At 46.1% G+C, this 25,704-nt stretch carries 24 protein-coding genes; 14 read left to right on the top strand and 10 right to left on the bottom strand.

All coding sequences use genetic code 11. The features are described from left to right. Window positions 1-8 precede the first annotated feature (8 nt). Complete coding sequence (locus tag RIC07_RS00940) at window positions 9-167, top strand: hypothetical protein (RefSeq protein ID WP_446392869.1); 159 nt, start codon at window positions 9-11, stop codon at window positions 165-167. Between the two features lie 94 nt (window positions 168-261). After that, a complete protein-coding gene (locus RIC07_RS00935) occupies window positions 262-390 on the top strand; it encodes a hypothetical protein (protein WP_446392868.1) in 129 nt (42 codons plus the stop codon). A gap of 34 nt (window positions 391-424) precedes the next feature. Here RIC07_RS00935 and RIC07_RS00930 read toward each other — a convergent pair whose 3' ends face one another. Together RIC07_RS00930 and RIC07_RS00925 are read right to left on the bottom strand one after the other, a co-directional pair. Next, window positions 425-3,412, bottom strand: a complete 2,988-nt coding sequence (locus RIC07_RS00930) for a two-partner secretion domain-containing protein (protein WP_446392867.1) — start codon at window positions 3,410-3,412, stop codon at window positions 425-427. Window positions 3,413-3,575: 163 nt separating this feature from the next. Beyond that, a complete protein-coding gene (locus tag RIC07_RS00925; protein ID WP_446392866.1) occupies window positions 3,576-3,983 on the bottom strand; it encodes an ArsR/SmtB family transcription factor in 408 nt (135 codons plus the stop codon). A 310-nt stretch (window positions 3,984-4,293) separates the two neighbouring features. Between RIC07_RS00925 and RIC07_RS00920 the strand changes: the two genes are divergently transcribed. The 11 genes from RIC07_RS00920 (at window position 4,294) to RIC07_RS00870 (ending at window position 14,356) form a co-directional block, all read left to right on the top strand. Continuing rightward, window positions 4,294-4,992, top strand: coding sequence for a 4Fe-4S dicluster domain-containing protein (locus RIC07_RS00920; RefSeq protein ID WP_446392865.1), 699 nt, complete (start codon window positions 4,294-4,296; stop codon window positions 4,990-4,992). A 16-nt stretch (window positions 4,993-5,008) separates the two neighbouring features. After that, window positions 5,009-6,055: a heterodisulfide reductase-related iron-sulfur binding cluster gene (locus tag RIC07_RS00915; RefSeq protein ID WP_446392864.1), complete on the top strand. Its 1,047-nt coding sequence runs from the start codon at window positions 5,009-5,011 to the stop codon at window positions 6,053-6,055. A gap of 271 nt (window positions 6,056-6,326) precedes the next feature. Then, window positions 6,327-7,406, top strand: a complete 1,080-nt coding sequence (locus RIC07_RS00910) for an FAD-dependent oxidoreductase (RefSeq protein ID WP_446392863.1) — start codon at window positions 6,327-6,329, stop codon at window positions 7,404-7,406. Window positions 7,407-7,417: 11 nt separating this feature from the next. Continuing rightward, window positions 7,418-8,002, top strand: coding sequence for a 4Fe-4S dicluster domain-containing protein (locus RIC07_RS00905; protein ID WP_446392862.1), 585 nt, complete (start codon window positions 7,418-7,420; stop codon window positions 8,000-8,002). Beyond that, window positions 7,999-8,865 (top strand): CoB--CoM heterodisulfide reductase iron-sulfur subunit B family protein, encoded by an 867-nt coding sequence (locus RIC07_RS00900; protein ID WP_446392861.1) that lies wholly within the window; start codon window positions 7,999-8,001, stop codon window positions 8,863-8,865. Before RIC07_RS00905 ends, RIC07_RS00900 begins: the two co-directional genes overlap by 4 nt. A gap of 469 nt (window positions 8,866-9,334) precedes the next feature. Then, the gene (locus RIC07_RS00895; RefSeq protein ID WP_446392860.1) at window positions 9,335-9,634 is read left to right on the top strand and encodes a type II toxin-antitoxin system RelE family toxin; all 300 of its coding nucleotides are present in this window, start codon (window positions 9,335-9,337) and stop codon (window positions 9,632-9,634) included. After that, complete coding sequence (locus RIC07_RS00890) at window positions 9,631-10,062, top strand: hypothetical protein (RefSeq protein WP_446392859.1); 432 nt, start codon at window positions 9,631-9,633, stop codon at window positions 10,060-10,062. The genes RIC07_RS00895 and RIC07_RS00890 overlap by 4 nt, the downstream gene beginning before the upstream one ends. A gap of 344 nt (window positions 10,063-10,406) precedes the next feature. Further along, window positions 10,407-10,625 carry a YgaP family membrane protein gene (locus RIC07_RS00885; protein WP_446392858.1) on the top strand — a complete coding sequence of 73 codons (219 nt, stop codon included), beginning with the start codon at window positions 10,407-10,409 and terminating at the stop codon, window positions 10,623-10,625. 46 nt (window positions 10,626-10,671) lie between these two features. Then, entirely contained in the window at window positions 10,672-11,076 is a 405-nt protein-coding gene (locus RIC07_RS00880) for a NifB/NifX family molybdenum-iron cluster-binding protein (RefSeq protein ID WP_446392857.1), read from the top strand. Window positions 11,077-11,671: 595 nt separating this feature from the next. Next, window positions 11,672-13,504, top strand: a complete 1,833-nt coding sequence (locus RIC07_RS00875; RefSeq protein ID WP_446392856.1) for an ATP-binding protein — start codon at window positions 11,672-11,674, stop codon at window positions 13,502-13,504. 15 nt (window positions 13,505-13,519) lie between these two features. Continuing rightward, a complete protein-coding gene (locus RIC07_RS00870) occupies window positions 13,520-14,356 on the top strand; it encodes an MBL fold metallo-hydrolase (RefSeq protein WP_446392855.1) in 837 nt (278 codons plus the stop codon). Window positions 14,357-14,386: 30 nt separating this feature from the next. Here the strand turns inward: RIC07_RS00870 and RIC07_RS00865 are convergent, their stop codons facing one another. Beyond that, window positions 14,387-15,517 (bottom strand): hypothetical protein, encoded by a 1,131-nt coding sequence (locus RIC07_RS00865; RefSeq protein WP_446392854.1) that lies wholly within the window; start codon window positions 15,515-15,517, stop codon window positions 14,387-14,389. A 158-nt stretch (window positions 15,518-15,675) separates the two neighbouring features. Further along, window positions 15,676-16,608 (bottom strand): tRNA epoxyqueuosine(34) reductase QueG, encoded by a 933-nt coding sequence (gene queG, locus RIC07_RS00860; RefSeq protein WP_446392853.1) that lies wholly within the window; start codon window positions 16,606-16,608, stop codon window positions 15,676-15,678. A gap of 111 nt (window positions 16,609-16,719) precedes the next feature. Between queG and RIC07_RS00855 the strand changes: the two genes are divergently transcribed. Then, window positions 16,720-17,100, top strand: a complete 381-nt coding sequence (locus RIC07_RS00855) for a YybH family protein (RefSeq protein WP_446378422.1) — start codon at window positions 16,720-16,722, stop codon at window positions 17,098-17,100. A gap of 90 nt (window positions 17,101-17,190) precedes the next feature. On the opposite strand, the gene RIC07_RS00850 is transcribed toward RIC07_RS00855, so the two are convergent. The 6 genes from RIC07_RS00850 to RIC07_RS00825 form a co-directional block, all read right to left on the bottom strand. Next, complete coding sequence (locus tag RIC07_RS00850) at window positions 17,191-17,622, bottom strand: hypothetical protein (protein ID WP_446392852.1); 432 nt, start codon at window positions 17,620-17,622, stop codon at window positions 17,191-17,193. Between the two features lie 100 nt (window positions 17,623-17,722). Continuing rightward, a complete protein-coding gene (gene iscB, locus RIC07_RS00845) occupies window positions 17,723-19,006 on the bottom strand; it encodes an RNA-guided endonuclease IscB (protein WP_446392851.1) in 1,284 nt (427 codons plus the stop codon). 522 nt (window positions 19,007-19,528) lie between these two features. After that, entirely contained in the window at window positions 19,529-19,954 is a 426-nt protein-coding gene (locus RIC07_RS00840) for an ATP-binding protein (RefSeq protein ID WP_446392850.1), read from the bottom strand. A 3-nt stretch (window positions 19,955-19,957) separates the two neighbouring features. Continuing rightward, complete coding sequence (locus tag RIC07_RS00835; protein ID WP_446392849.1) at window positions 19,958-21,661, bottom strand: SpoIIE family protein phosphatase; 1,704 nt, start codon at window positions 21,659-21,661, stop codon at window positions 19,958-19,960. Window positions 21,662-22,273: 612 nt separating this feature from the next. Next, window positions 22,274-25,195, bottom strand: a complete 2,922-nt coding sequence (locus RIC07_RS00830; RefSeq protein WP_446392848.1) for a DUF3769 domain-containing protein — start codon at window positions 25,193-25,195, stop codon at window positions 22,274-22,276. Between the two features lie 120 nt (window positions 25,196-25,315). Then, window positions 25,316-25,432, bottom strand: a complete 117-nt coding sequence (locus RIC07_RS00825) for a photosystem II reaction center protein I (protein WP_006099131.1) — start codon at window positions 25,430-25,432, stop codon at window positions 25,316-25,318. Between the last annotated feature and the right edge of the window lie 272 nt (window positions 25,433-25,704).

Raw genomic sequence — 25,704 nt, 5'->3', positions numbered from 1 at the left:
ACCCGATTGTGATCATTCATGGTATTGAGAAGGAGTTTGGCACTGTAGGGGCGGGTTTTACTGATAACTTTCAGGAGGAAACCTCTAACTTAACTAAACCCGCCCTGACTAATCCGTTAGTACCGGAATTATGTTTTTTTAACGCTCCAGGTAGCAGAGGACGTTAGTGTATTTGGACGACAATTTTATAGCATTGGAGAAACAACCGGATTCGATATAACTCCCTCATCTCTCTTATCTTCTCTGATACCCTAGTGCAGCATGGCAGAAATCATTGAGCAGCTAAAATCTCCCCAGCTCCCAGACGTGCCATGGCACGTCTCTACAAGTCATGCACTAGAAGGGCGGGTTTACTCAAGTTATCGGTTGGTGGCAAAACGTTATCGGTAAAACCCGCCCCTACACTCCGGCTCACCCACACCCTTTAAGGTGAACAAGTTTTCGGTTTATATCGAGGACTTTGAGGGAAACTTTCTGGTAAATTAGCTACCAATTCAACTTGACCTGTTTCATTGACAATCCAGCCTTGCGCTTCAATAATTTGAGGTTGAGGATTCGGTCGGGAAAATTGAAAATTGTTCTCCGTCTTAGCCGTAGACGCTGGAGAAGACGCCACCGCTAAATTGCGTACATCTGACCACACCGTCTCACTGACAAGGGGTTGCGTGGGGTTGGCAGGTAAGCCACCGCGCCCAGTTAGGGCAAAGTAATTCCCTTCATCAGCGGCACAACCAATGGCAATAAGCGTGCTAGTATCCGTGAAATTTTCGGGGAAATCAACTAATCCTTGAGAGGGGTCAATCCCTTGGATAACGATATCTACAATACCACTGAACTCAGGTCCCAATTCAGAGGTAGCTGTAATATCACTTTCTGGTGTCAATTTCTTCCGAAACTCCGTGCCAAAAATACCTTGAGCTATAATAATAACTCGCCCCCCTCGACCTTGTTGAGCATTCGCGGTAATATCGCTATTTTCTAGAGCGACTAAGGTATCGGTCATGATGGTAATATTACCCCCATCTGTATTCCCAGCATCTGTGGTAATCTGACTCTCTTGAATCATCAGCAAGTTTTGAGTTTTCAGGGATAAGTTACCACCTTGACCCGAATCTGTCGCCGCATTAATTGTTCCCTGATTGTCCAACTGAATCAAATCGGCGACAATCTCTAATGTCCCCGCATCCCCTGAACCAAGACTATTCACGGCAACTTCTGCCCCATCCCGGATAATAAGTTGACCTGCATTTACCTTTAAAACACCCGCATCCCCTGTGGCTTGCAATGCAGGAAAGTCAGCACGTCCGGAGGAAGAAACTAAACTACTGGGAATTTCGACGGTGACTCCTCCCCCGGTAGAAATGCCCGTACCGATGAGTTCCAATGTATCGGAGACATTAACCGTCAATGTGCCTCCATCTCCCGCACTCAGGGTGGTGGTTGAAATATTTGCCCCATTGCGAATGATCATATTTTGAGTGGAAACTGTTACATCTCCTGCGGGCGCACCACTAAAACTGGTGGTTCCCGGACCACTAATAAAGCGAGCATCCGGGGATAAGCCGTCAATTTCGATAAAATCAGTCGCATTTATGACAACATCTCCAGCGGGACCCCCGACTGGAATTAACCCCAATCCCGTCAATGCACCCGTCTGATTTCCCACTTGCGCCCCGTCGCGCATAATCATCTGGCGTGTATTTACGGTGATGTCGCCGCCTGTCCCTGTACTAAAGATACTGTTGGCAAAAATCCCTGTGGGAGCAAGAGCGCCAATGGGTGTACTGTCCATTTGTACAGACTCAGAGGCGTTCACTTGCAAACTTCCACCATCCCCTTGACCAAAGGTAATCGTTTGCAGGAGTCCACCATTTTTAAGGGATAAGCGTTGCGTATTCAACCTAAGATTTCCCGCATCACCTGTGGTTCCTTGAAACGCCCCAGTGACAAACGCCGAACCAGATATTTCCACGGACTCAGAAGCGTTAATCACAGCATCTCCCCCTCTCCCCGCACCCCCTGTTGGTGTAGAGGCGATCGCGCCATTCCGCATCACTAACCGATTCGTGTCAATGGTTAAACGACCGGCGGCGGAACTGTTTCCTTGAGTAGCCGCCAAAAGTCCGCCGCCGAAAAATTCGATATCGGAAACTTGGAAGGGGGGTACACCTAAGGCAGCTAATTGCTCTGGTGTAGCTAACGCCCTTAAGATAATGTTTTGCTGCAAATCCTCAAATCCAGAGCCACTCAGTTCTACAGATTCTGAAGCCCGAATCGTCAGATCTCCCCCTGTCCCACCTCCAAAGGTTGATGCAGAAACTAATCCTTGACCCTGAACCCGCAATTGGGCGGTGTTTAGGGTTAAATCTCCTCCTGATCCAGTACCAATTGTATTGGTTTTGATGCTACTGATGGGAAAACCAGTGGGGGAAGCGCCAACCACTTCGACTAACTCAGAAGCGTTTATGGTTAAATTAGCTCCAGGTTGAGATCCTAGAGTAATTGACTGAATTTGTGACCCATCCCGGACGGAAACTTGTCGCCCTTGCACCAGAATTTCGCCCCCGCCTGCACCACTTGCATTGACGGTGGCTTGTTCTATCAATTGAATCGTGCCTAATGTCGAACTTGTAGCATCAGAGAATGAGGATTGGGGAGAATTGAGGTTCCACTCTCCATCAAAAACAGAACCCAGTTCAATTTTTCCCCCAGGTGCGGTTAGATGACCCCCTTCTAACTCCACATCTCCACCAATTAAGGATAAAGTTTGACCAGGTTGCACTGCTAGACCCACGACTTCTCCATCCCTCTGGGCGACGGATTGATTGACAATCGTGCCGGGATTGGCTCCAAATTGTAAGCCTAGGGGAACGTTAACGGTGAGTAAAGGGGACGGGGTTTGAGGATTTGCGGCGCTGAACTCTAGCCCATTCTCAAAAATAATGCTATCTGCTGTCGTGGCTCGAAATGCACCGGACACATCTAATCGAGCATTTTCGCCAAAAACGATACCATTGGGATTCAGCAGAATCAGGTTCGCGGCTCCATCGACGCCTAAGGTTCCCAGAATATTCGTCGGACTGTTTTCACCAGTGACGCGAGTGAAAATGGTTTCAATCCCGCCAGGATTAGCGAAATCAACTCGTTGTCCATCTCCCACATTGAACTGTTCAAAACTGTGGAATAGGTGAGAATCCCGTTGAGCGCCGCCTTGAATCAGAATGTCTATCGAGTTATCGCCCGGTGTCAATACCGACGTTTCATTACCCAAAGTAGCATCAGGAGTAATTTGCGCGATCGCAGGCTGAGTTAAAACAACGCCAATCCAGCATCCCAACAGGCTTGTCGCTGTCCATGCCCGCCTCGGGAAGCTCATGCGATCGCGGCTTTTCTGATTCTGGTTTCGTGCCACTGCTACATTACATTCCAAGTAACACCAAACAAGTTATCGCTGTATTTGGCTACAATAGCATCTTTCTAGAGGCAGATGCTAAAGACTAGAATAGAGGCACGACATCATACCGTGTCCCTACAAATAGTGATACCGCCCCTGCACCCCTGATCGCGGCGGTCAATTATCTGCGACTTTGGCGTAGCGCGGCTAGCTGCTGTATTTGTTGGCTTTGCTGCTCCATTTGCATCGAGAGAGTATCACAGACCAAATCGCACAATTCAAACAAAAACGGATTAGCTATCTTATAGTAGACACAAACTCCTTGCTGTTCACGGGACACGATTCCCGCCTGGTTGAGTATTTTTAGGTGCTTCGATACGTTAGCTTGTCCGAGTCCGGTTTCTTCAATAATCTCCGTGACGTTCTTTGCACCGGCTTTCAAGCAGCAGACAATCTGTAGCCGACTAACTTCCGAGAGGACTTTGAAAAAATCTGCCATCAAGGTCAACGCCACAGGAGACAGTTGGGAGATGCCGCAATCGGATACTGAATTGGCTTTCTTGGTCTTGGTCGCTGTGCGATTAGGCATAAGGGGTAATGTTCTGCGGTTCGGTATTGTTTACTGATTAATCATATTATTACATAACACAAATTGTCTTCGCTATTAGGGTGAGAGAGCAGGGGAGTAGGGGGAGCAAGGGGAAATCAGCGAGATGAGCGAAATCGGAGAGATAGGGGAGATAGGGGATGCTGTGAAGAGCAAGGGAAAGAAGGGGGAATTTTTGTCACCCCGAAAAATTTTTTTGGCTAACCCCTTGACTTTATATAACTAATTAGTCATATAATAAAAACATCGACGAGAGGCGTCACTCAGTCGCGCCAGTCAAAGAGGTTTTCCGATGGGCAAACTATTTAATGAGCTAAAACAAGACATTTTGTATCAACATGGCATGAATGCCTGCCTCAATTGCGGTGTATGTACTGCCGTTTGTCCGGCAGCCGAGTTTAACGATTACTCTCCCAGAGAGGTAATGAACATCGTCCAATCCGAAGATGACGAACTGATTGAAGACTTGCTCAAATCCGACAAGATTTGGTATTGCGGACAGTGTTTCTCCTGCAAAACCCGGTGTCCCCGAGGCAACAGTCCCGCCTCAGTCATTCTTGCCTTACGCCGACTTGCGATTCGTTACGGTTACTTTGCCGAGTCGGAAAAAGGACGACAGCAATTAATTGCCAAGCGGGTATTTGGGGAAAACATGCTCAAACGTGGCTATACCTTACTGGCAAAAAACATCTCCCCATCCCATTTCCCTGAACTCGGTGAGAACTGGGAATACTATTACGACCATATGCAAGAGATGCGTGAATGGTGGGGTGTGCCAATGGACTTGGAAAATAGCCCCGGTTCCCACCGGATGATTCCGGAACAAGACATGGAAGAAGTGCGGACAATTTACCAAAAAACTGGTGCCGTCTCCTTAATGGATGCCGTGGAAAAAGGCATGGAAAAGAAACTCGGCAGCAAAGCGGAAGTGGAAAAATACTGGCAAACCTGGTTAGAAACCGGAGATAGCCGCAACTACGAAATCAAATAAATCAGGAGAATCAACCATGAAACTAGCCGGAAAAAACCAAGCCTGGGACAGACACCAAAAACAAGTCCCCAGCGTCGATGAACCAGGTGGAAACTTATGGGGATGCTTCCGCAGTTGTTTCCTCCAAAGTGCCGCCCCTTATACTGAAGGTGTCGCCTATAAAATCTTAAAAAATGACCTAGGCATCGAATTGCGGGAAGCCCCTGGTCATACCTCCTGTGGGGCAATTGGATATCACGGCGATGTCACCAACCTAGAAACACAGATGGTGATTGCAGCACGAAACTTTTCCATCGCCCATTATGAACAAGGTGTCGATAATCTTTTCTCTTTCTGTGTCACCTCCTTTGCCAACTATACGGAAGTGATTAAACTCTGGGAAGAAGAACCGGAGTTGCTGGAATACACCGAAAAGACATTAAAAGAAACAACCGGTCGAGAGTTTTGGATTCCTCACGTATCTGGTGGTAGACCTTCAGTTGTTCATGCCTCAGATGTCTTTTTTGCCAATCGTCATAAACTAGCAGAAAAAGCCAAATATAGCCTCAAAGGAATCAAAGCCACGGATCACGTCGGTTGCCACTATGGGAAGATTTTTCCCGGTGAAGCCATGGGTGGGGCGGAATTTCCCCAAGTCTTAGTGGGACTTTTAGAAGCCTTTGGTGCAGAAATTGTTGATTATCCCGAACGCCGACATTGTTGTGGAATGGGCTTCCGCCAATGTGCGTTTCCTGAAAACCGGGATTATACCGCCGGGAGTGTTTATAAGAAATTAGCCAGCTTGAAAGAAGCGCACCCAGACTGTAATTTAATCTTAACCAACTGTCCGGGTTGTACGGTGTTTCTGGATGCCGAACAAGGCACGATTAAGGAAGTCCTGGAAGAAGAATTCAACGTATCTATCCTCGACTACGCCCAACTTACTGGGTTGTTGTTAGGCTATGACCCCTTTAAGGATTGTGGACTTAATGCCAAGGCGGTTCCTATCGAACCGTTGCTGGATAAAATCGGGATTCCGTATGACAAATCTAAGACGGCTGAAGAACGTAGACGACCGTTTTAAGTCTAATAACACTGAAATAAGCATTAGGAAATCATCCCAACCTTTGATATACCGTAGGGTGGGCATCGCCCACCAGCATACTAGTCAGTGGCATTCGTTTTAAGTCGGTGGGGACAATTAAAATCGTCATTTGTCATTTGTCAAGGCTTGAGGAAGGTTGACAGAAGTTAACCAAGTTCGATTTATTTCCATTAACCTACTTAAACGACTCTTTCCGTATGGTTTTGCTTGAAAAAATGCAAAAATTGTAAATAGAAAAAGGATTAAAACAATGGGTAAAAACGTAGTCGTAATTGGTGGTGGTCCAGCCGGAATGGCAGCGGCGGGGAAACTTAGCGAGTTAGGACAAGAGGTTACGCTAATTGAGAAAGAAGCCGAATTGGGGGGACATTTAAAGAAATGGTATAAAGTGTTTCCTGATTTTACCGATGCTTCAGAAATTATCGCTGAACTCAAAGCCGGATTGCATGGAACCCGGGTGTTAAACAATTGTACGGTGAATCAGATTGAGGGTTCAGCCCCCAACTTTACCGTAACCACTTCAACCGGGGAAAAGATTAAGGCGGCTTCGATTCTGGTGTCTACAGGATTCAACCATTTTGATGCGTCCTTTAAAGAGGAGTATGGATACGATATCTACGATAATTCCATCACCTCGGTTGAACTGGATGCCATGCTAAAACAGCAAAAGGTGAAAACGGCATCGGGGAAAACGCCACGGAAAATAGCCATGGTTCATTGTGTCGGGTCTCGCGATGAGAAAGTAAATAATAATTACTGTTCGCGAGTTTGCTGTACCAATGCGGTGAAGGTGGCAATTGAAATTAAAGAACAGATACCTGATTGTGAAATTTACAGTCTGTATATGGACATTCGGGTGTTTGGTCGCGGTTATGAGGAACTATACCGAACGTCTCAGGAAAAATATGGGGTTCAGTTCATCCGAGGTCGGCTTTCTGAGGCGAATGAGAAAAATGATGGTAGTTTGTTGTTGCGGGTAGAAGATACATTAACAGCAAGACCGATGCGATTAACTGTGGACTTGTTGGTGTTAATGGTGGGAATGTGCGGCAATACGGAACTGTCAGAAATTGCCGATCTAAAAGTTGGTTGTGATCGGTTCTATGAAACCGCCCATACTCAATATTCTAACAATTATTCGGCGCGAACAGGCGTTTTTCTGGCGGGAACAGCAACGGGTCCGAAAGCGATTGCTGAATCAATTACAGATGGGCGATCGGCGGCGGCGGAAATTGCGGGTTTTCTCGCCACTAAGGTTGGTTCTCTCTGCCAATTTGAATCAGCGACCAATGGGCATTTTGCCAGTAAAAAACAAGTTGTACATCAGTGAGGATTAAATCAATGGTCGCCAAAAAGAAATGCTTCTTTGGTATTAAAACGGATCGCCAGGTTGATGGTGATCAAATCAGTCAGAAGGTGATGGATAAAGTGATCGCTGAGGGGGGTGAGAATGCCGCGATCGCGAGTTGTATGCAGTGTGGGACTTGTAGTGGTGGATGTACCAATATTGATCGCATGGATATTTCCCCCCGCAAGCTGATTCTGTTGCTGCAACGGGGTGAATGGGAAACGATTCTCAAAAGTAACACCCTCTGGTTATGTACCTCCTGTTATACCTGTACATCCCGATGTCCGCGTGGAGTACGACCAGCGGATGTCATTGAAACAATTAAAGCCCTTGCCATCCGCGAAGGAATTCAGAACGACTCGACCCGATTTAATCAAATCTTTGTGGAGTTAGTCAAGAAACGCGGGATTGTTTTTGAACCGGAACTCATGCATCAATATGGCGGAATTGAAGCCATGTTGGAACAAGCCGAGTTGGGCGTCAAATTAGCGCTTCGGGGTAAGTTGTCGCCCTTCCCGGCTAAAGTGAAAGATCCAAAAACATTTAATCAAGCATTAGAACAGGCGAGTAAAAAATGACATATTCTTATTATCCAGGATGCAGCCTCCATTCCTCAGCCAAGGAGTTTGATATCTCCACCCGAGTGGTGATGCAAGAACTGGGAATTGAGTTGGAGGAACTTGAAGATTGGTCTTGTTGTGGGGGTTCCATCGCGGCTGGGGTATCTCATGAAGTGGGGATGGCGTTAGCGGCGAGAAATGTGGTGCTGGCGCAACAAAAAAATCGCGATCTTTTGGCATCCTGTTCAGGCTGTTACAACAAGTCAGCAAAGGCGGCTAAGGCATTAGAGAACGAGACGGAACGCAATAAGATTACGCCGATTCTGTCCCAGATGGGGATGTCGATTTCTGACTCTAATACTAAGGTGAGGAATGTTGTCGATGTCTTGGCGAATGATGTGGATATTTCTAGGCGGATCAAAAAGCCGTTGCGGGGTTTAAAAGTTGCCTGTTATTATGGGTGTCTCTTGACTCGACCCCAGGATTTAACGGGATGGGATTCTCCAGTTTTCCCCATGTCGATGGATAAATTATCTGAGATTTGTGGGGCGGAGGTGGTTGATTTTCGATCAAAGACGAAATGTTGTGGTGGACCGATTCTGGTTCCCCAGGAAAAGGTAGCGTTTGAACTGACGAAGCGCCTGTTAGATGAGGCAAAATCCTTGGGGGCAGATTGTATGGTGTTGGCTTGTCCGTTGTGTGCTAATAATTTAGAACTGAGACAGCCGGATATCGAGAAGGCGTACAATGTTTCCTATAAGCTGCCCATTCTTTATATCACGGAAATTATTGGCTTGGCGTTAGGGATTAAACCGGGAAAACTGGGGATTAACAAGCACGTTGTTTCACCTAAACCTGTTTTGGCTAAATTGGGATTCTGAGGCGCACATCGGGAAAGGGTGCACGTCTGTGCGCCCCTACAGTTCTATGCAAGCAAGTTAGGATCACATCCTTTGCGACGAACCCAATTTTTACCATCAATTTGTTCATCAGGTGTATAAATAGACTGAAGATAGATTCATTAACACGATTATAAAGCAATTCCTCGTTAAAGGGAGCAATCTGAAGGTTCAGACTGGATAAAATCTGTTTGATGTCCTCTTCCGTTACTCCAACATCGGCTTGGCACTCTTTCGCAATGTCAATTATGGCTTGTAAGTAAGCAGGGGTAAGATGATGGTTTTGAGGGAGGTTATGGCTGAAACCTTGGAGGAGTGATAGAATCGAGGCATGAATTCAATCGCTTTTTTTGTCTCATCCTGAACTATTGGCTCAACGGCGGCATTTTATTTTTATCAAACGCAGGAATGAGAAAATATATTTTTTATGTTGGTAGTGGGGGGAGAAGAAGTGACTTATCAAATTGAATATACTGATGCGGCTATTGAACATCTAAAAACATTAACAAAGCGTCAACAAAGAACCGTGTTAGATACTGTAGATGAGCAACTCACATATGAACCCCTAGTAGAAACTAGAAATCGCAAGCCTATGCAACCTAACAGTTTGGCAACGTGGGAATTGCGGATAGGAAAGTTACGGGTATACTACGATGTAGAAGACAACACAGTGTCTATAGTCTATATTCAAGCAGTTGCAATTAAGAATCGCAATCGAGTTCGGATCGGTAAGGAGGAAATTGAACTATGAAATCTGTGGAACTGGCACAGGCAACTCAATCCTTAAGTAAATATATTCAAGCTTTAGGGAAAGAGCCTTTGCTTGTTACAATTCAGGAAACTACTGTAGCTGTGCTGACACCAATTGCGGACTTAGAAAGTTTACCTCTAGAAGCAAATCTAGATTCACTAACATTAATCAAAAAGTCTTTGCAGCGACAACAATCCGATTGTGTAGCATCTTTAGCCGATTATGTTCGTAGTTTAGGAAGAGAACCAGCGATCGCCGGATTTGAGGGTAAACCCGTAGCTGTTTTGGTAGCTACAGCAGATATTGAAACGGTTTCCTTAAGTAGCAACACTCAGTTTTTAGACATTATTGAGCGATCGCGACAACAGCAAAAAGCAGGTAAGGTTGTGAATAGTGAGGAGGTGCGAAAGACATTAGGGTTAGGGTGAATTGGGAGGTGCAAGCGCTATCTAATGCTTCATCTGAAGTGCGAAATGTGGATGATAACGCGATCGCTCTCACCTCTGTTACCCCACATACCTGCCCCCACTCTAGGCGTGGAAAGGCTTCCCTGGCGCTCATGTAGAGGTATTGTCGCCAACGTCTCTACTCCCTTGCTTCTTTCTGCTTGCTTAATCAACTATCTAGTGATATATTCAACAAATAGCTGAAAGTTTCCCAGGCAAGGCGGGAAACACTCTTAGCCAATAACCCAGAATTGCCGTAACCATTAGGCAATCGGTTCAGAGTGTTAGAACGCCGAAAAATCTACTGTTCGTTTACATTAGGTATCATGTTCAACAATGTCGGACGCTTCGATCAGATTGTTCGCTTACTCTTAGCAGAAATTTTGCTGTATGCAGGGTTGAGTGTTTATCAAGATACTGGCTTAGTGGTTGGATTTGATATCGCCGCCGCTGTGCTTGCTTTCAGTGCGGCGATTGGTTTTTGCGGCATTTATAGCTTGCTAGGTATCAACACTCGCCAGCCTCACGATCATCCACGCGCGTAGCTTTTACGCCAGTTCAAGTAACCATTCATTAAAAATAGGAAAAACCATGAAAATTGCTGTCGCTAGTCAAAATAAAACCAGCCTAACCGAACACGCTGGACATTGCCAGAGGTTTTGGATTTACGACATTAAAGATAATGAAATCACCGCTAAAACGCTTTTGGAATTGTCCCCCGAACAGTCGTTTCACAATAGCAAACCCAACAACTCCCACCCGTTAGATGATGTGCAGGTTTTGATTGCTGGGGGAATGGGAAAGAAATTGGTAAGCCGTCTGGAACAGAAGGGAATTGAACCGATTATTACTAAAGAAACGGATCTAGATAAAGCGGTTGACGCCTATCTTAATGGTTCTTTGGTGACAGAAGATAGTGAATGTCATGAACATGAACATGAGCATCAACACCGTCATCAACACCGTCACGGACGTGAAACTGTCAGTGAGACTTAGGATGAATGGCACTGAAAATTGGACCCCTTTGGGGATCGCCGAAACCAGTGATATACTGATTGTTTTTACCTAGCCAACATCAAATTATTAACAGGACTTACGCAGACACACCACGGATGGGGGTAAATGTGCGTTACGCTACGCTAACACACCCTACAAATAGAGCCTTTGCGTAAGTCCTAATTAATCAAATCAGCAAAAATCAAGACAGATAACAATGTGGGCGAGTTCGATTACAGCTTATCTCCATTACTTAGGTTTCATGTTAGCTTTTGCCGCACTCACGGTTGAAAGTTTTAATCTAAAATCCGACATGACGCTGGCTGAATGAATTTTAAACAGTGGTAGAATAGACCAAGAGCCAATCTAATTAATTACTCTAGCCGCTTCGGTTCATCAGGGGAATCTAAGCTGTCATGCATTTAAATTGGGTATTAGTAGCGAGCAAGATGCAAAGCCTGCGGCATGGCTTCGCTTAACGCACTAAAAGGATGAGAGCCATTCTTGACATTAAGGTTTAAATGCCGAACAGCTTATCTCATCTTACGCAATTGCTTAGAGTTGGCTCGCTCAAATCGTTCTGGAACTTGCAGCCATGTCTATTCTCTCCACTCAACAGAGTTGCTTCGGCTTACGCAGTATCTACGAAAAGGTCGATCATCCCATTTTCGTGATCGATATCGATGCTCAAGGAAATTACCGTTACGCCGATTTTAATCCTGTGGCTAAAAAAAATTTGGGGTTAACCTCAGATAACCTGCGTGGACGTTTACTGAGCGAGGTATTACCACCTGAATTTGCCTCGCCCTGTATAGAACTCTATGATGAATGCGTTAAAGCGGGAAAAACCATTCATTACGAAAAACTCGTTACTCTAGACGGAGAACCAACTTGGTGGCTGACAGGACTCACCCCTCTCAAAGATGATAATGGGCGCATTTATCGACTGGTGGGAACCTGTACCAATATCACACAACGTAAGCAATTTGAACAAGCGTTGCAAGAATCGGAAACCCGCTATCGACAACTAGCGCAGCGAGAATCACTGCTTAATTGTATTGCTAGTCAAATTCGTGCTTCTCTTGATTTTAATACAGTGGTAGAAACAGCCGTAGATAAACTTTATCACTTGTTAGAATTGGAACGCTGCGTCTTCCGATTATATGTACCAGACGCTATTCCTCCCGTAGCAGAAGTTATCGCTGAAGTCAAACACCCTGAGTTACCTTCCTTAAACGGAAGTCGGGTTCCCGTAGCCGACATTACCCCCTTAATTGCCAAAATCACCCGCAAAGAAGTGACTCGTATTGAAGATACCCTGACGTTGCAAGATCCCGTCGAACGCCAATTTTTTCTGGAGACATTAAACTATCGTGCGGTGGTTTTTGTCCCCGTTCACACTCAATCGGGGAAAATTGGCGCTATCTGTTGCAGTCATAGTGGGAAAACGCGACATTGGAGTGATAGCGAAGTAGACTTGTTAGAACGGGTAGCCGATAAACTGGCGATCGCGCTTACGCAAGCGGAACTCTACGCCCAAACCCGCTCAATTGCTGAATCGGAAGCCCAGAAAGCTATAGAACTGACAGCGGCTTTGCAACAATTGCGACAGACGCAAGCTCAACTCATCCAACAAGAAAAAATGTCTAGTTTGGGACAACTGGTGGCGGGAGTGGCTCATGAAATTAATAACCCAGTTAGCTTTATTTACGGCAATATTAATCCGGCTAAAGATTATATCGATGATGTTTTGGAACTGGTACAGCTTTATCAGCAATCCTATCCCAATTCCACTCCCCTGATTCAAGCCAAATTACAGCAACTGGATTGGGAGTTTATTCAGCGAGACTTTCCTAAATTACTGGACTCGATCAAAATCGGAGCCGATCGGATTCGCAAAATCGTGCAATCATTGCGGAATTTTTCGCGACTCGATGAAGCGGAGATGAAAACGGTTGATTTGCATGAAGGAATTGATAATACTCTATTAATTCTCGAAAATCGCTGGCAAGCCAATCCCAACCGTCCGGCTATTCAGGTAGTTAAAGACTATGGTGACTTGCCCTTAGTCGAGTGCTATGCTGGAGAAATCAATCAAGTGTTTATGAATCTGCTAATTAATGCGATTGATGCTTTAGAATCCGCTTTTGTGAAGCAGCCAAGGATTGAGATTTTGACTCAACAATTAGACGATGAAATGGTGGCGATTCGGGTTCGGGATAATGGTTTTGGTATACCAGCAGAACTCAAATCACGAGTGTTTGAGCCGTTTTTTACCACTAAACCTGTTGGCAAGGGAACGGGATTAGGATTATCAATTAGTTATAAAATTGTGGAGAAACATGGCGGTACTCTCGACTATTGTTCCCAACCAGGAAAAGGCACTGAGTTTGTGGTGAAACTTCCGCGATCGCAGAAACAATCCTAATTTATAGAATAACCTATGCAGATTCAAAAAAACGCCTGTCAGCTTACCGTTTTAGTTGAGAATACAGCTTATGGGCGGGGACTTTTAGGAGAACATGGGCTGTCTTATCTGATCGAAACCGATTCCCAGCGCATTTTATTTGATACAGGACAGGGGTTAACATTGCGCCACAATGCTCAACAGTTGGGAATTTCACTACAAAATTTAGATGCAGTTGCGCTTAGTCATGGTCATTATGATCATACAGGTGGTTTAATGAGCATCTTAGAAGACTGTAATATTGCTAAACTCTTTCTGCATCCGGCGGCGCTACAACCCAAGTTTAGTCCCAGAGGGAATATTGGATCTCCGATTCAAGATGTAGATAGGCTCAAACAGAGGATTGATCAGTTAGTTTGGACAGATAAACCTACAGAAGTTATCCCTGGTATGTACCTGACGGGTTCAATTCCCCGGCGTCATCCCCTGGAAGATACAGGGGGTGATTTTTGGCAGGATTCCCAGCAAAATCAAGTAGATTTGATTGTCGATGACCAAGCCTTGTTTCTGGATACACCCGCAGGAATGGTGGTGATTTTAGGCTGCGCTCATGCGGGTGTGATTAATACCCTCGATTATATTGCCCAAATCACAGGTATCGATAAATTTTACGCCGTAATTGGGGGAATGCACCTGAACCGGGCGAGTCGCGATCGCGTGCAAGCAACGGTGGAAACCTTTGTGAACTATGAGGTTCAGTTGTTAGGGGCAAATCACTGTACCGGAACCGCCGCGATCGCGTTTTTGTGGCATCATTTTCTAGGCAACTGTATAAGCTGCCATGTGGGTACTCGCTTAGGGTTTGGCACTTGAACGTTGGCACTTTTTTGCCGAGTGTCTAATTTAGAATGTCTGCCCTGTGTAAACAGAGCGAACTTCTCCATTCCGTCGAATAATCGCTTCTCCGTTGTTCACTTCAACTAACATCCAGCCACTTGTGCCAATGGCTTCACCAATATTAATCCGCTGAGTAATCCCATCAATTTCAAATAAGGCAGCAGAAAGTTCGTCTGACTCTAGCACTCCCACCAGAGTATGGTTGACAGGAGGCGGGGGTGGCGGTGCTGGTGGCGTTGGCGATGCTGATGCTGTAGGTGAAGTCGGAGCAACGGTTGGGGGTGAGGCTGGTGGTGTTTGAGCCGTGACTTGAGGAGGGGGTGCTGTAGGTGCAGGTGGATTGGCAGCAGGTGAAGGCGCTGGGGCTGGCGGCGGGGCGACTGAGGAGTTAGCCGGGGGTACAGGGGGTATCCAGGAACTCTGGGGTGGATAAACTGGATAGTAGATTCGTTCCAAAATTGTACCCGGTGGATTAGCACCCATGGCACGATTGATAGCACCGGAAGAGTTGGTTGCACCTGGAGGTAGATTAGGATTACCTGTTCCACCACCTGCCATTCCAGCTTGTTGTCTGGCTTCAGCTTTACGGTCAATGGCTTCTAGCGCCTCCAACGCATACTCTCCAAACTCGTAATCGGCTTCTGAGGGGGGTTGGGTTTCAGCAGACGGTGAGGCGATAAAGTTGGGTAACCAGGGTGCAAACCGTTGTTTTTGAGTAAGCAGTAGCAACAGTGCGGTTAGACCCACTGAAATTAGAGCCATTACCCATAAAAATTTATCCACAGACCAACCTGATTTTTTGGCATGGGAATCACTACTCTTTGTTCCTTTCGTTTCTGAAGACTGGGTTTCCGAGGATTCCTTGTTCGTCTCAGATGGCTGTTCCACCAAATCTTGAGCAGGTATCACAGCAGGTGGTGCGGTGATGGGGGGAATTACAATCGACTTTAAAGATACATAGTCTGGCTTAGTCGGTTCAGTTGGTAATTTGCTACTCCCTTCCAAGATGCGGTCAAGATCTGCAAATAAATCATCCATTAACTTATCTGCATCGGCTTCGGCTGACCAAGACTGGATCGCCGTGGAGGTGGTTGATGGCTTGTTTGCCTTGTCGTGAGTATTGATATCCTGAGACATAATGGCTCGCTCTGATGGCTATAGAATTCTCTATATTAAGATGCTCTAAAGCATTTCCTATCGCTTAGATTAGCAATCAAATTACCGATCTGAGAAAAAATTCTCATTTTTTTATGAAAATTCTGTACAAGTTTAAGTCCAATGGCGATATTGTGGGTTTACTTCTGTTGATTGGCTTTGGCATTGCGTCGCCACATCTGGGGTTTGATGCGTCGCAACGCGGATGCCGGAAATCGTTGATGCCATTGGTGATCTGAAAGTGTCGCCAGTTCCGCTAAGGTGGGAGCGACATTCCCAGGATAGGGTTCAAAGTCGGCTACATCTGTTGGTTGAGCAAAGCGTTGGTTCCAAGGACAAACATCCTGGCAGATATCACACCCCGCCACCCAACCCTCTAAATGGGGGGTGATGGATGAGGGTAGTTCCTCGGCTCGGTTTTCAATTGTATGATAAGCAATACAACGATTGGCATCTACGACAAAGGGTTTAACAATTGCTCCGGTCGGACAAGCCTCCAGGCAACGGGTACAGGTTCCGCAATGCTGGGTATGGGGAGTATCGGGTGTCAGAGATAAGTTGGTTAAAATTTCCCCTAAAAACACCCAACTGCCATACTCTCGCGTAATTAGATTACCATTTTTTGCAATCCAACCAATTCCAGCACGTTCTGCCCACACTTTATCCTGCACTGGACCGGTATCTACGTAGTAACGAGCTTGGATTCCTTCTCCTTGGGCTTGTAGCCAGTGGGTCAAGGCTTTGAGTTTTTTGTGCATCACCTTATGATAATCTCGTCCCCAAGCATAACGAGATATCTTCGCGTACTCGTCTCCCTGAGGACGTTGGTGAGGGGTGTAGTAGTTGAGGGCAACGGAAATAACGGATTTAACCCCTGGCATACAGGTATGGATATCTAGACGGCGAGGATTCTGCATCCAATCCATGTCAGCATGATAGCCCTGAGCCAACCACGTTTTCAGATGTTGAGCGGCTTCCTCGTCAGCATTCCCTTCTATAGCTGCAATACCACAGTGATGAAATCCTAGCGATCGCGCTTTTTGCTTAATTTGATTACTTTGGTCATTTGTCATTTGTCATTTGTCATTTGTCATTTGCCCTTGGTCATTAGCACATACTTTGACCAGTTTCTCTATTATGTATGAAGGAAGTATGAAGGCAATACCGTTACTAACAACCCTGAAATGACTATAGAGGGCATTACCCAGTCCGTGATTTTGCGTTACTTTGAAACGATGAATGCTGGGGATTATGACGCAACCGCCGCATTGTTTACGGATAACGGTGTGATGCAGCCACCGTTTGAGGAACCCATCCAAGGGCAAGAGGCGATCGCAACCTACCTAAAGGCTGAAGCCATTGACATGCAACTATCGCCCAAAACCGGAATCGTTGAACCTCATGAAAACGAGGATACTCAAATTCAAGTCAAGGGCAGAGTACAAACACCACTATTTAGTGTCAATGTAGGTTGGATATTTATTCTCAATCCCGAACAACAGATTAGTTTCGTCAGAATTAAGCTGTTAGCGTCGCCTCAAGAACTCCTCAGCTTAAGACGATGACAAATGACGTAGCTTGCTTCTCAAGGGAGCGAGTATGACGAATGACAAATGACGAATGACAAATGACGAATGACAAATGACCAATGACAACTAAGCCGCCACTTGCTCCCAGGAACGAGCGAGTACTTGACGCCCCAACTCAATATCTCTAGGCGCACAAAGCCAATCGGGATGAGCTGTCATTAACAAACTCTCTAATGCTTCTTGGTCAAACAAATGCCAGACAGCCGCGCCGTCAATCGTGGTTGCGATCGCGTAGCAATTGGCGCTGATACACTGAATGGTTGAGGTGTTGGCAATTCGCCGCAGTTCCATGCGATCGCCCGCTTGAAGACTTCGGAACCGCCATAATATTTGCTTCCATTCCTTGAGTGATGACACCGTTAATCCTGGAATTGCGACCTGGATATCCGGATCACCATTGACGGTAATCCAATAGTGGCGTGATGGATCAATTCCTTCTAACCATGGAGAATCATCATCCAATCGGTAGCGGGGAGACAAGATAAACGGCTGTTTCATCGAAAATTAGGGTTGGTAAGGGGACGAATGGAAACCTCTGTCATTTATGTATGGGGAGGAATTCGTCCCCTTACATAAATAGCAGTCCGACAGGACTTCTTTAGAAGCTATATTGGTATCCATCTTTCCCGTGTACGTGACTGCAATATTTGTAGTTAATACCTTGGACTAAACCATTGGCTGTCAAGATATTGAAACTACCTGTAGTTCGCACAGCTACGCGACCTATGTAAGTCCCTATCTTTTTGCCTTTGGTGACAATCGCCTTGACGATATCGCCAGTCTGAAAGCTTTTTACAAATTTGTTCCTAGGAACATAACGGACAGGGAACCCGTATCGATCAGTGCGACACACCTTCCGAGTACCATGACCTGTAGCCTTGATAATCAGCGGCTTATCTATCAACACCTGTAATTTGTCTGGAGTTGATTTGCCAACACAGGCAGCATCTAGCCAATGAGTTTTAGATAATCCTTGACGGGTTCGGTTGAACTTTGTCCTACCACCAGTTCCTGTTTCTGCGGGTAGACCCGTTTCAGATAAAGCCCGATACAGCGACCATCGGGTTGAATTGACAGCCGCCGCGTCCTTTAAAGGTCGCTTGGCAACCGACAAAATCCTTTTAAGTAAGTCGGGTTTACGAGATAGAAATTGTTCAATAGGCTTATTTCCTTTTTTCTGATTACATTTAACACAAGACAGAGTAAGGTTGCTGACTCGATTACTACCTCCCTTAGATTTGGGATGAATATGTTCCACCTCCAGGGGGACACCTTTTTTGCCGCAGTAAACACATTGCCGCCCCCATTTGTTCAGGAGATATTGCCTTACCTCGTACCCAGCAAGTTCACCCTGTTGATACTCTACGCCAGATAGTTCCGGGCTTTGCATTAGTTGGGTGTCAAAGCGAACCAGCTCCATTGAGATAGAACCAATTGGGCAAAAACGTATGAGTCGATTGACCCAGGTAATCGTAGTATCTACTCGATGTTGGAGACTAGGAGCCAACCAACCATCGGGACGTTTACGATTGTTGAATCGAGGTTGACGGTAACGAGTATGCCGATTTCGTCTTCCTCTCCTCAATGCACGGCAAGAATCTAAGGATTTTTTAATTGAGTGACCGCGATGATTTAACTCGGCTGCCCAAATTATTCTGTCCTCTTTCAGGATGGCGATACCGCTAGTTTTGCTACCAGGGTCTAATTTAAGTTGGTACTTTTGCTTATCACTATTCGGTTTTTCCCCAACATCTTTGAGCATGATGGTAAATGGATAGCGCCGCAGCACAACTGCCCTCCCAGACTTGAGAAACTTCCTAGCCCGTGCAGGATGACATGGATTAAGAGCATTTCTGTTTTTGTCTACAACGAATACAAACATGAGTTGGTTATCTCCTGTTTCCAGGGTGAAGTTTGCCTCGCCTAAGTTATGCCTCGGTACTATCTCCAACACACTGGTTTAACCCTGTAAGCTTGTTTAATGCTGGAGTTCTAGAGCTTGGGGCTGGCACGCACCCCAAGGTAGGAGCTTTAACGCTTAGGCATAACGTAGACCGCGTAGGTCTTAGGCTGGTCAGGTTTGGGCTTGAATCAAGCCCCTAGCTGTCTTCTATGGGGTTCCTGACAGGAATGATGGGTTGCACTAAACTTAACAGCTAACTCTTGGTTTCAGAGGCTCACCAGTCCTCGAAACAAGGGCATCCTTAACAGACAGACAGTCAAGTCGCTCTTTCGGCTTGACTTAATTTAAAATCCTATAGATTCAGACATCTATATCAAGTAAATTTAACAAAGCTTATAGATTTAATTAGGATTATGGTTGTTTTTGTAATATCTCGTAACAATCTCCGCAATCTCAGATATTATACTACAGACGTTCCGGAAATGGGATACAATTATCTAATCATTCGTCAGCCTTAGGTAAGCTCGTCTCCATCTTCAGACAATTACGACCATTGATCTGCAAGCGATACTCGACTCGATCCATCAGCTTTTGCATAATCAGCCAACCATATCCGCTTTCCTGTTTAGCCTCTGGAGAGGGTTGACTATAGTTGGTGATGTCATACCCTTTGCCGTGATCCCAAATTTCCAAAGCAATGTCCCGCTCTTTGAGTTCCAAGCGAATCAAAATCGGTAAATTGGGTTGATCGCGATGAGCATGACGCACCACATTGGAATAGGCTTCAACTAACGCCAGTCTTAACCGACTCGATTGATGTTGCCAATCCACTGAATCTCCTAACGCTACTTCCAAACTTCCCAGTAACCAGCTTTCAACAATCGTCAAAAACTTCAAGTCACTTGGTACATGCAGCTCCGTTTTCATCAACTATAAAACCTCCATCGAGAGAATTGTTTGGTCATCTTCCTGAACATTATTCGTCTCCTCGCGGATGCGAACTAATAAATGGGGTAAATTAAAGGGAGCTGGCTCATGAAGCAGAAGTTGCCAAAGACCCGATGTCCCCAACATTGAATTCGTCAAGGATTTACTATTTTTAGAGTTTTGAGAATGGGTGTCGTGTTTTACGTCCTTAACCGTTGCTTCTGTAATCCCATCACTGATCAGCAGCACAACATCCCCCGAATGTAACGTCAACGTTCCGGCTTTGGCTTTCCACTCCGGAAGAATACCCAGGGGAATCCCCCGAGTTTGTAGGTAATCCGGTTCTACGGTTACAGAGGATTCCGGTGCAGATTGCTGTTGGGCAACTAAATGATGCGCCCAAACCAACGGATAAATGTGACCTGCATTCGCATAGACAAGCTGTCGCGAGGTTGGCGTATACCGCGCTAATACCATCGTGATAAAACAGTTCGTACTGAACAGATCATCTGACATAATACTGTTCAGGTTTCGCATCACTACCTCCGGTTCTGGAGAGATTTCTTGAGCCAATTCTCGGCGCAAGATAGAAATCGCACTTGCCATAAATAAAGCCGCAGGCACTCCCTTTCCTGACACATCACCAACCGCCAGCCAAACATCGCCTTGAGGATGCACGTAGACTTCAAAAAAATCACCGCCAACTTCTCGTGCGGGATAACAGTGGGCTTGAACTTTAACCCCTTCCACCTCAGGTAAACTTTGGCGCAACAAGTTATTTTGAATTTGGCGAGCTACCTCCAATTCAGCCCGCATCTGTTCGGCTTGTAATTGGGTGCGTTGGTAGAGTTTTGCCTGAGAAATGGCTAACGCTGCCTGTTCAGCGACAGCTTCAATGAGTTTAATATCCTCTGACATCCAAGGCTGATCACACTGTTGTTTATAAAGGGATAACACGCCCAATAGCTGTTGTTGCCAGATCAGAGGAACAACTAGATGCACCGAATGATTACCATCACTGAGCTGTTGAATAAGCTGGGTTTTCCAGTTTTCCAGCACATTTTGCACAATCGGTTCAACATCAGGTAACGATTCAGAATCTTTTGTTGACTTAGCTTGGTAAGAAAATGAGTCTGAAATCAGGTGATTACCATCGACAGGTTGCAGGATACAACTCGTCGCCTCGAAGGTTTGACCAATTGTGGTGACAACGGTTTGCAACATACTGCCATAGTCTAGCGACTCACGAATGGCTGTTGTGACGACATTAAAGAGTTCTTCGCGGCGTAAAGCGCGACTCAGTTCATTGGTTCTTTGTTTGAGAACTCGGTACGTATCGGCTGCTTGTTGAACGATGACTTTCAGACTTTCCGGATTCCAGGGTTTGGTAATATACTTAAAAACTTTGCCGGAGTTAATGGCTTCGACTAAATCTTCAACATCGGTATAGCCCGTTAACAGAATCCGAATTGTATCCGGGAAGCGATCAACTGTTTTCCCCAATAATTCTGTACCATTCATCACGGGCATCCGTTGATCAGAGATAATGATCGCCATTTCTCCCTGTTCATCCAAAACGCTCAGAGCGCTCATCGCCCCATCCGCTTTATAAACCCGAAACTCTCGTCGGAAGGTTCTATATAATAAATCTAAATTGTCAGGCTCATCGTCCACTATCAATAATTTGAGTTTATCTGCCTGACTCATTCTGTGTACTCCGGTTTCTGCTTGAGTTAGAAACAATAAGTGAAGGGGGTTAAATTTTGTTCGTCTTTTGACCTCAAAGCTAGCTGAGGATAGCTGAAAATTATCCTTTTTTCTTTTGGTATATGGCAAATTCCCATATTGATGAATTTATTTTTGCTAATAAAATTTATCATCATACCATATCTATTTTTTCAGGGGAATAAATCAGCCGTTTATTTTACCAAGAGCCTGGGTTCTGCACCGAGCCAGCTATTGAGATTGCCTTTTTTCCCTAGCTTAACCTTCTTCTGGGGCAATGGGGTTGCTACTCAGATTATACTTTCCCGTCCAAGAGTCGGGATGCTGGGGAAGTTGGGGGAGCTGGGGAAGCTGGGGGAGCTGGGGAAGCTGGGGGAGCTGGGGAAGTTATAGCGCTACGCTAGGCGTGTATTTACACATTAGAAATGGAGGCTTTATCAGGAGTGCATTAGAACATTTGTACTGTAACGACGCGAGAGCGTACTGCTATAACTCAAAACTCTACCTTACCTATTGCCTATTGCCTGACCAATGACAAATGACAAATGACCAATGACGAATGACCAATGACCAATGACGAATGACCAATGACCTTTAGCGAGTTACTCCCTGTACGACTGGACGAATGGCAGAACCATCAAACAGTCCTGGGTTGCCATTCCAATTAAAATCATTAATTCGTAAGCTAATTGAACCTAACTCCTGAACTGGATTGTAGCGTAGGAGAATACTGTATGTGCGACGGCTGTACTCCAAAAATAAATCCGTACTGATTTCCTCACCCGTGTCTAAATTGAAAGAGGTCTGAAAACCAGCCAGAAATGGACCGTAGATTTGTTGGGTGATGCCAGCAGAAAGCACAATTCTATCAGCCGCTCGGTCAAACCGAAATGGGGATAAGTTACCCCGTGCAACCTGAGTGTAGCTGAGGTTAAATCGAGTGTAGTCGAGATAGGGTTGGGAAAAATGCCCGAGCTGACCGACAAGCCCAACTGTACCACTGAGAGATTCCTGGGTATCGCCACTACTATAGGCGCTAGCAACCCCGGTGACTACTCCCCGCACTGCCAAAAAAGGAACCACAGGTCTAGGTGTATATCGTAATCCTTCGGTGGGGGTTAAGGGCAAAGCCTCACCTCGCCAGAGTGTGAAACTTCGGCTCAACGTAGCACTGGCTTGATAGCGTGTTAAGTCGATGCGGTTATTCTCTCGTGGAGGGGGAGGTAGCAAGTCTTGTCGATCTGTCCTAGCGTTAATTGCCTGAATCCCTGCTTGATAGGTGAGATTGATCCCTGTGTCCCCTAAGCGAATTACTGGGGATGTGATTACCGCTCCCAGACTCTGCTGCACGGTTTGAAAGCCCAAGGAACCATTAAACAGGCGATCGCGAAAACTATATTCCAGATTCAAGTTATGGGGTAAACCTGTACCAATAACCTGTTGGAGTCGCACACTGGCTCTGAGTTCTTCGTCCAATTCATCGGGATCAAGGTTGGTGAAGGTGGCTGAAGCCCTTAGGGTGGTTCGGGGGGTAAAGGTGGCATCTAGTTGAGCTTTGAGACCGAAGGAGGAGGGGTCTAAAAGACCATTATCATCTTTGTCTGGGGTATTGGGGTTTTGTTCACCAAGGACGGCTCTCTGGAGAAAGTATTGGGGGGTGACTTTAAATCGTACCCCTGGAGTACTGACAATATTAAACGATCGCTCAATAAATAAACCGCCGCGATCATCATCATCGAAGCCAAACTGAAGTAAACCCGGTTCCCGTTCCCGACGATCAATGACCACCCGATTCCGAAATGTGGGTACGGATAACCCTTGATCGAATACCAGTCGTGGGCGAGTGGCAACGATTTCATCTACTAAGGGCGAAATCCGGCGAAATCGAGCCGTTTCTGCTCGTAATTCTAGTTCGGGTGGGGAAAAGGGGTCATTGGTGATCCGCACATTTTGAGCGATCGCTTCTGATCCTTCAAAATCAATGCGATCGGCTTCATAGCGGAATCGGTTGATTGTTCCTGCAGCCTGTGGCGCACCCGAAACGACATTCGAGAAATTTCCCGTAGTGGTTGTGCCGAAGCTTCCGCCGAGAAAGAAGGAGTAAAAGCCTGGATTGGTTATGTCTTGAAGAGGTTGATTGCTGAGAACGCGATCGCTAATTGGTCGTTGTTCTTCGGGAGCATTTGGATCAGCAGGAGAGGGTAAGATTGTCAAATCAGTACCGGATGTCGGTACATACAATTCCCCACTGGCATCAAAAATTACGCCGCTATCCTGAACAAAGGAATACTCAAAGCGTTCGCCTCGTAATACCTGATTCCCTCGCGTCAACACCACATTATCCTCAGCCACCAAAATCCGATTCGGTAGGTTAACTTGGACGCGATCCGCTTCCAGCAAAGCGCCGCGAAACCGCAATAGGACATCGCCTTGGGCGGTAATTACCTGTCGTTGTTGATCATATTCCTGTTGATCAGCGGTCAGTTCCAGCACCCCTGTGATCGGACCGGGAGCCGCAGGTTCAGTATCTTCTGAGGTTGACGGCTCAGGGGTTGGTTCGGAGGTTTGCGATCGCGGCTGTCGCTGATGAAGATCCGGTGCAGGAACTATCGCTGGGTTCGGTAATACTAGGCGATCGGATGGGGGAGGTGTAAATTCAAACTCTCTGATCTCACCTCCCCGCTCTTGAGTGATGATACGTTCGACATTTGAGAGTTCCAAGGTTACGGCGGAGAAACCTACCGAACTCGCATTCGTTGTCTCAGAGGTTAAGTTCGTGCTGAAAGCATCAGAATCAATCCCTTCTACCTTTTTTTGGTCTGTTAGCGTAGTTGAGATCGGGTCAGACTGGGCATTTGCCGATTGACTTGTGCAACAGGGCTGCAAATCTGCCGCTGTTCCCATCTCTTCTGCTAGCTTGCTCCCAGACGTGCCATGGCACGTCTCTACATTACTCCTCTGCTCATCGGCTTGTCCGCAGGTGGTTACAAACTTTTGCTGAGGTGAATTAGCCGCATTCATTGAACGGTGAGCAGGTATCTTATCCTGTGCGTCTAAAAAGTCCTCACGTCCTTTTATCTCATTTCCGTGAAGCCTTTGACTGGGAACTTCTGCATTGTTTCCACTCAAGGGTAAGGATTCCACCGGACTGGATATCGGGGGTGGCGGCGTGCGATCGCGGGAGTCTCCGGTGCGGTTTGACGGCAAATCATGACCCGCTACACTCGTCTTGGCATCTCTGCTCTGTGACACCTCGGTTCCTTGGTTCTCTGTAGGCGAATAACGGGCAGAAATCGACCGTCCTAGCAGAGCAGCCTGTGAAGATGTTATGTCTGATGAAAACTCTGGCGGTAACGTTTCAGGTGGGGTTGGTGTCGCCAGTCCCTTTGGAGTTGGGTGAGGAAGGCGAGTCGGTACTGAACTGACAGGTGAGGACGAAAGGGGAGCAACAGCGTCCTCAGTCGTTAACGATTGAATAATGGCAGGAGTTTCAGGCGGCTGAACGGGTTGGGGCATTTTTCAACAATAACGGTCGAAGGAACAAATCCGAAGCGTACCGCCTTACCGCGCCTAATCACAGCGGGGCGAGATACGCCTCGCCCCTTTGAAAAACTCAGGGATGAAGCAAAGTATAATTTACTCCAAATCCCGTCGCTTGGGGTTACGAGCCGGATCGTTTGACAGGAAGCCAAACACGAATAAGGCAACGAAAATACTAACAACGATATAGACCACAATCTTGAGTGTCAGCATCTTGAATATCTCCCAGAGGTATGAATCATTGAATTGGCGATTATGTTGCGTTTTGCAACAACTTTTCTAATCATACCCAATAGTGGTTCCCTTGTTGATAGGCAAAGTCTACTGGCGCTCAGGATGTTTGATCGGTATTTTCAGGACACTTTCTCTAAATCAGCCTAGGATCATTATCCTTACATCCTTATGCACATCCGACTTTTTTAGTCAAGAGTAAGTTCCATGACCTAAGACCCATGATAAATTCCTTTTGCCATCTGCCTTTGTTC

The sequence above is a fragment of the Coleofasciculus sp. E1-EBD-02 genome (assembly GCF_040218245.1).
In the GTDB taxonomy this organism is placed as follows: Bacteria; Cyanobacteriota; Cyanobacteriia; order Cyanobacteriales; family Coleofasciculaceae; genus Coleofasciculus.
Note: the sequence above shows the minus strand (reverse complement) of the source record. Positions and strands in the feature narration are given on the sequence as shown.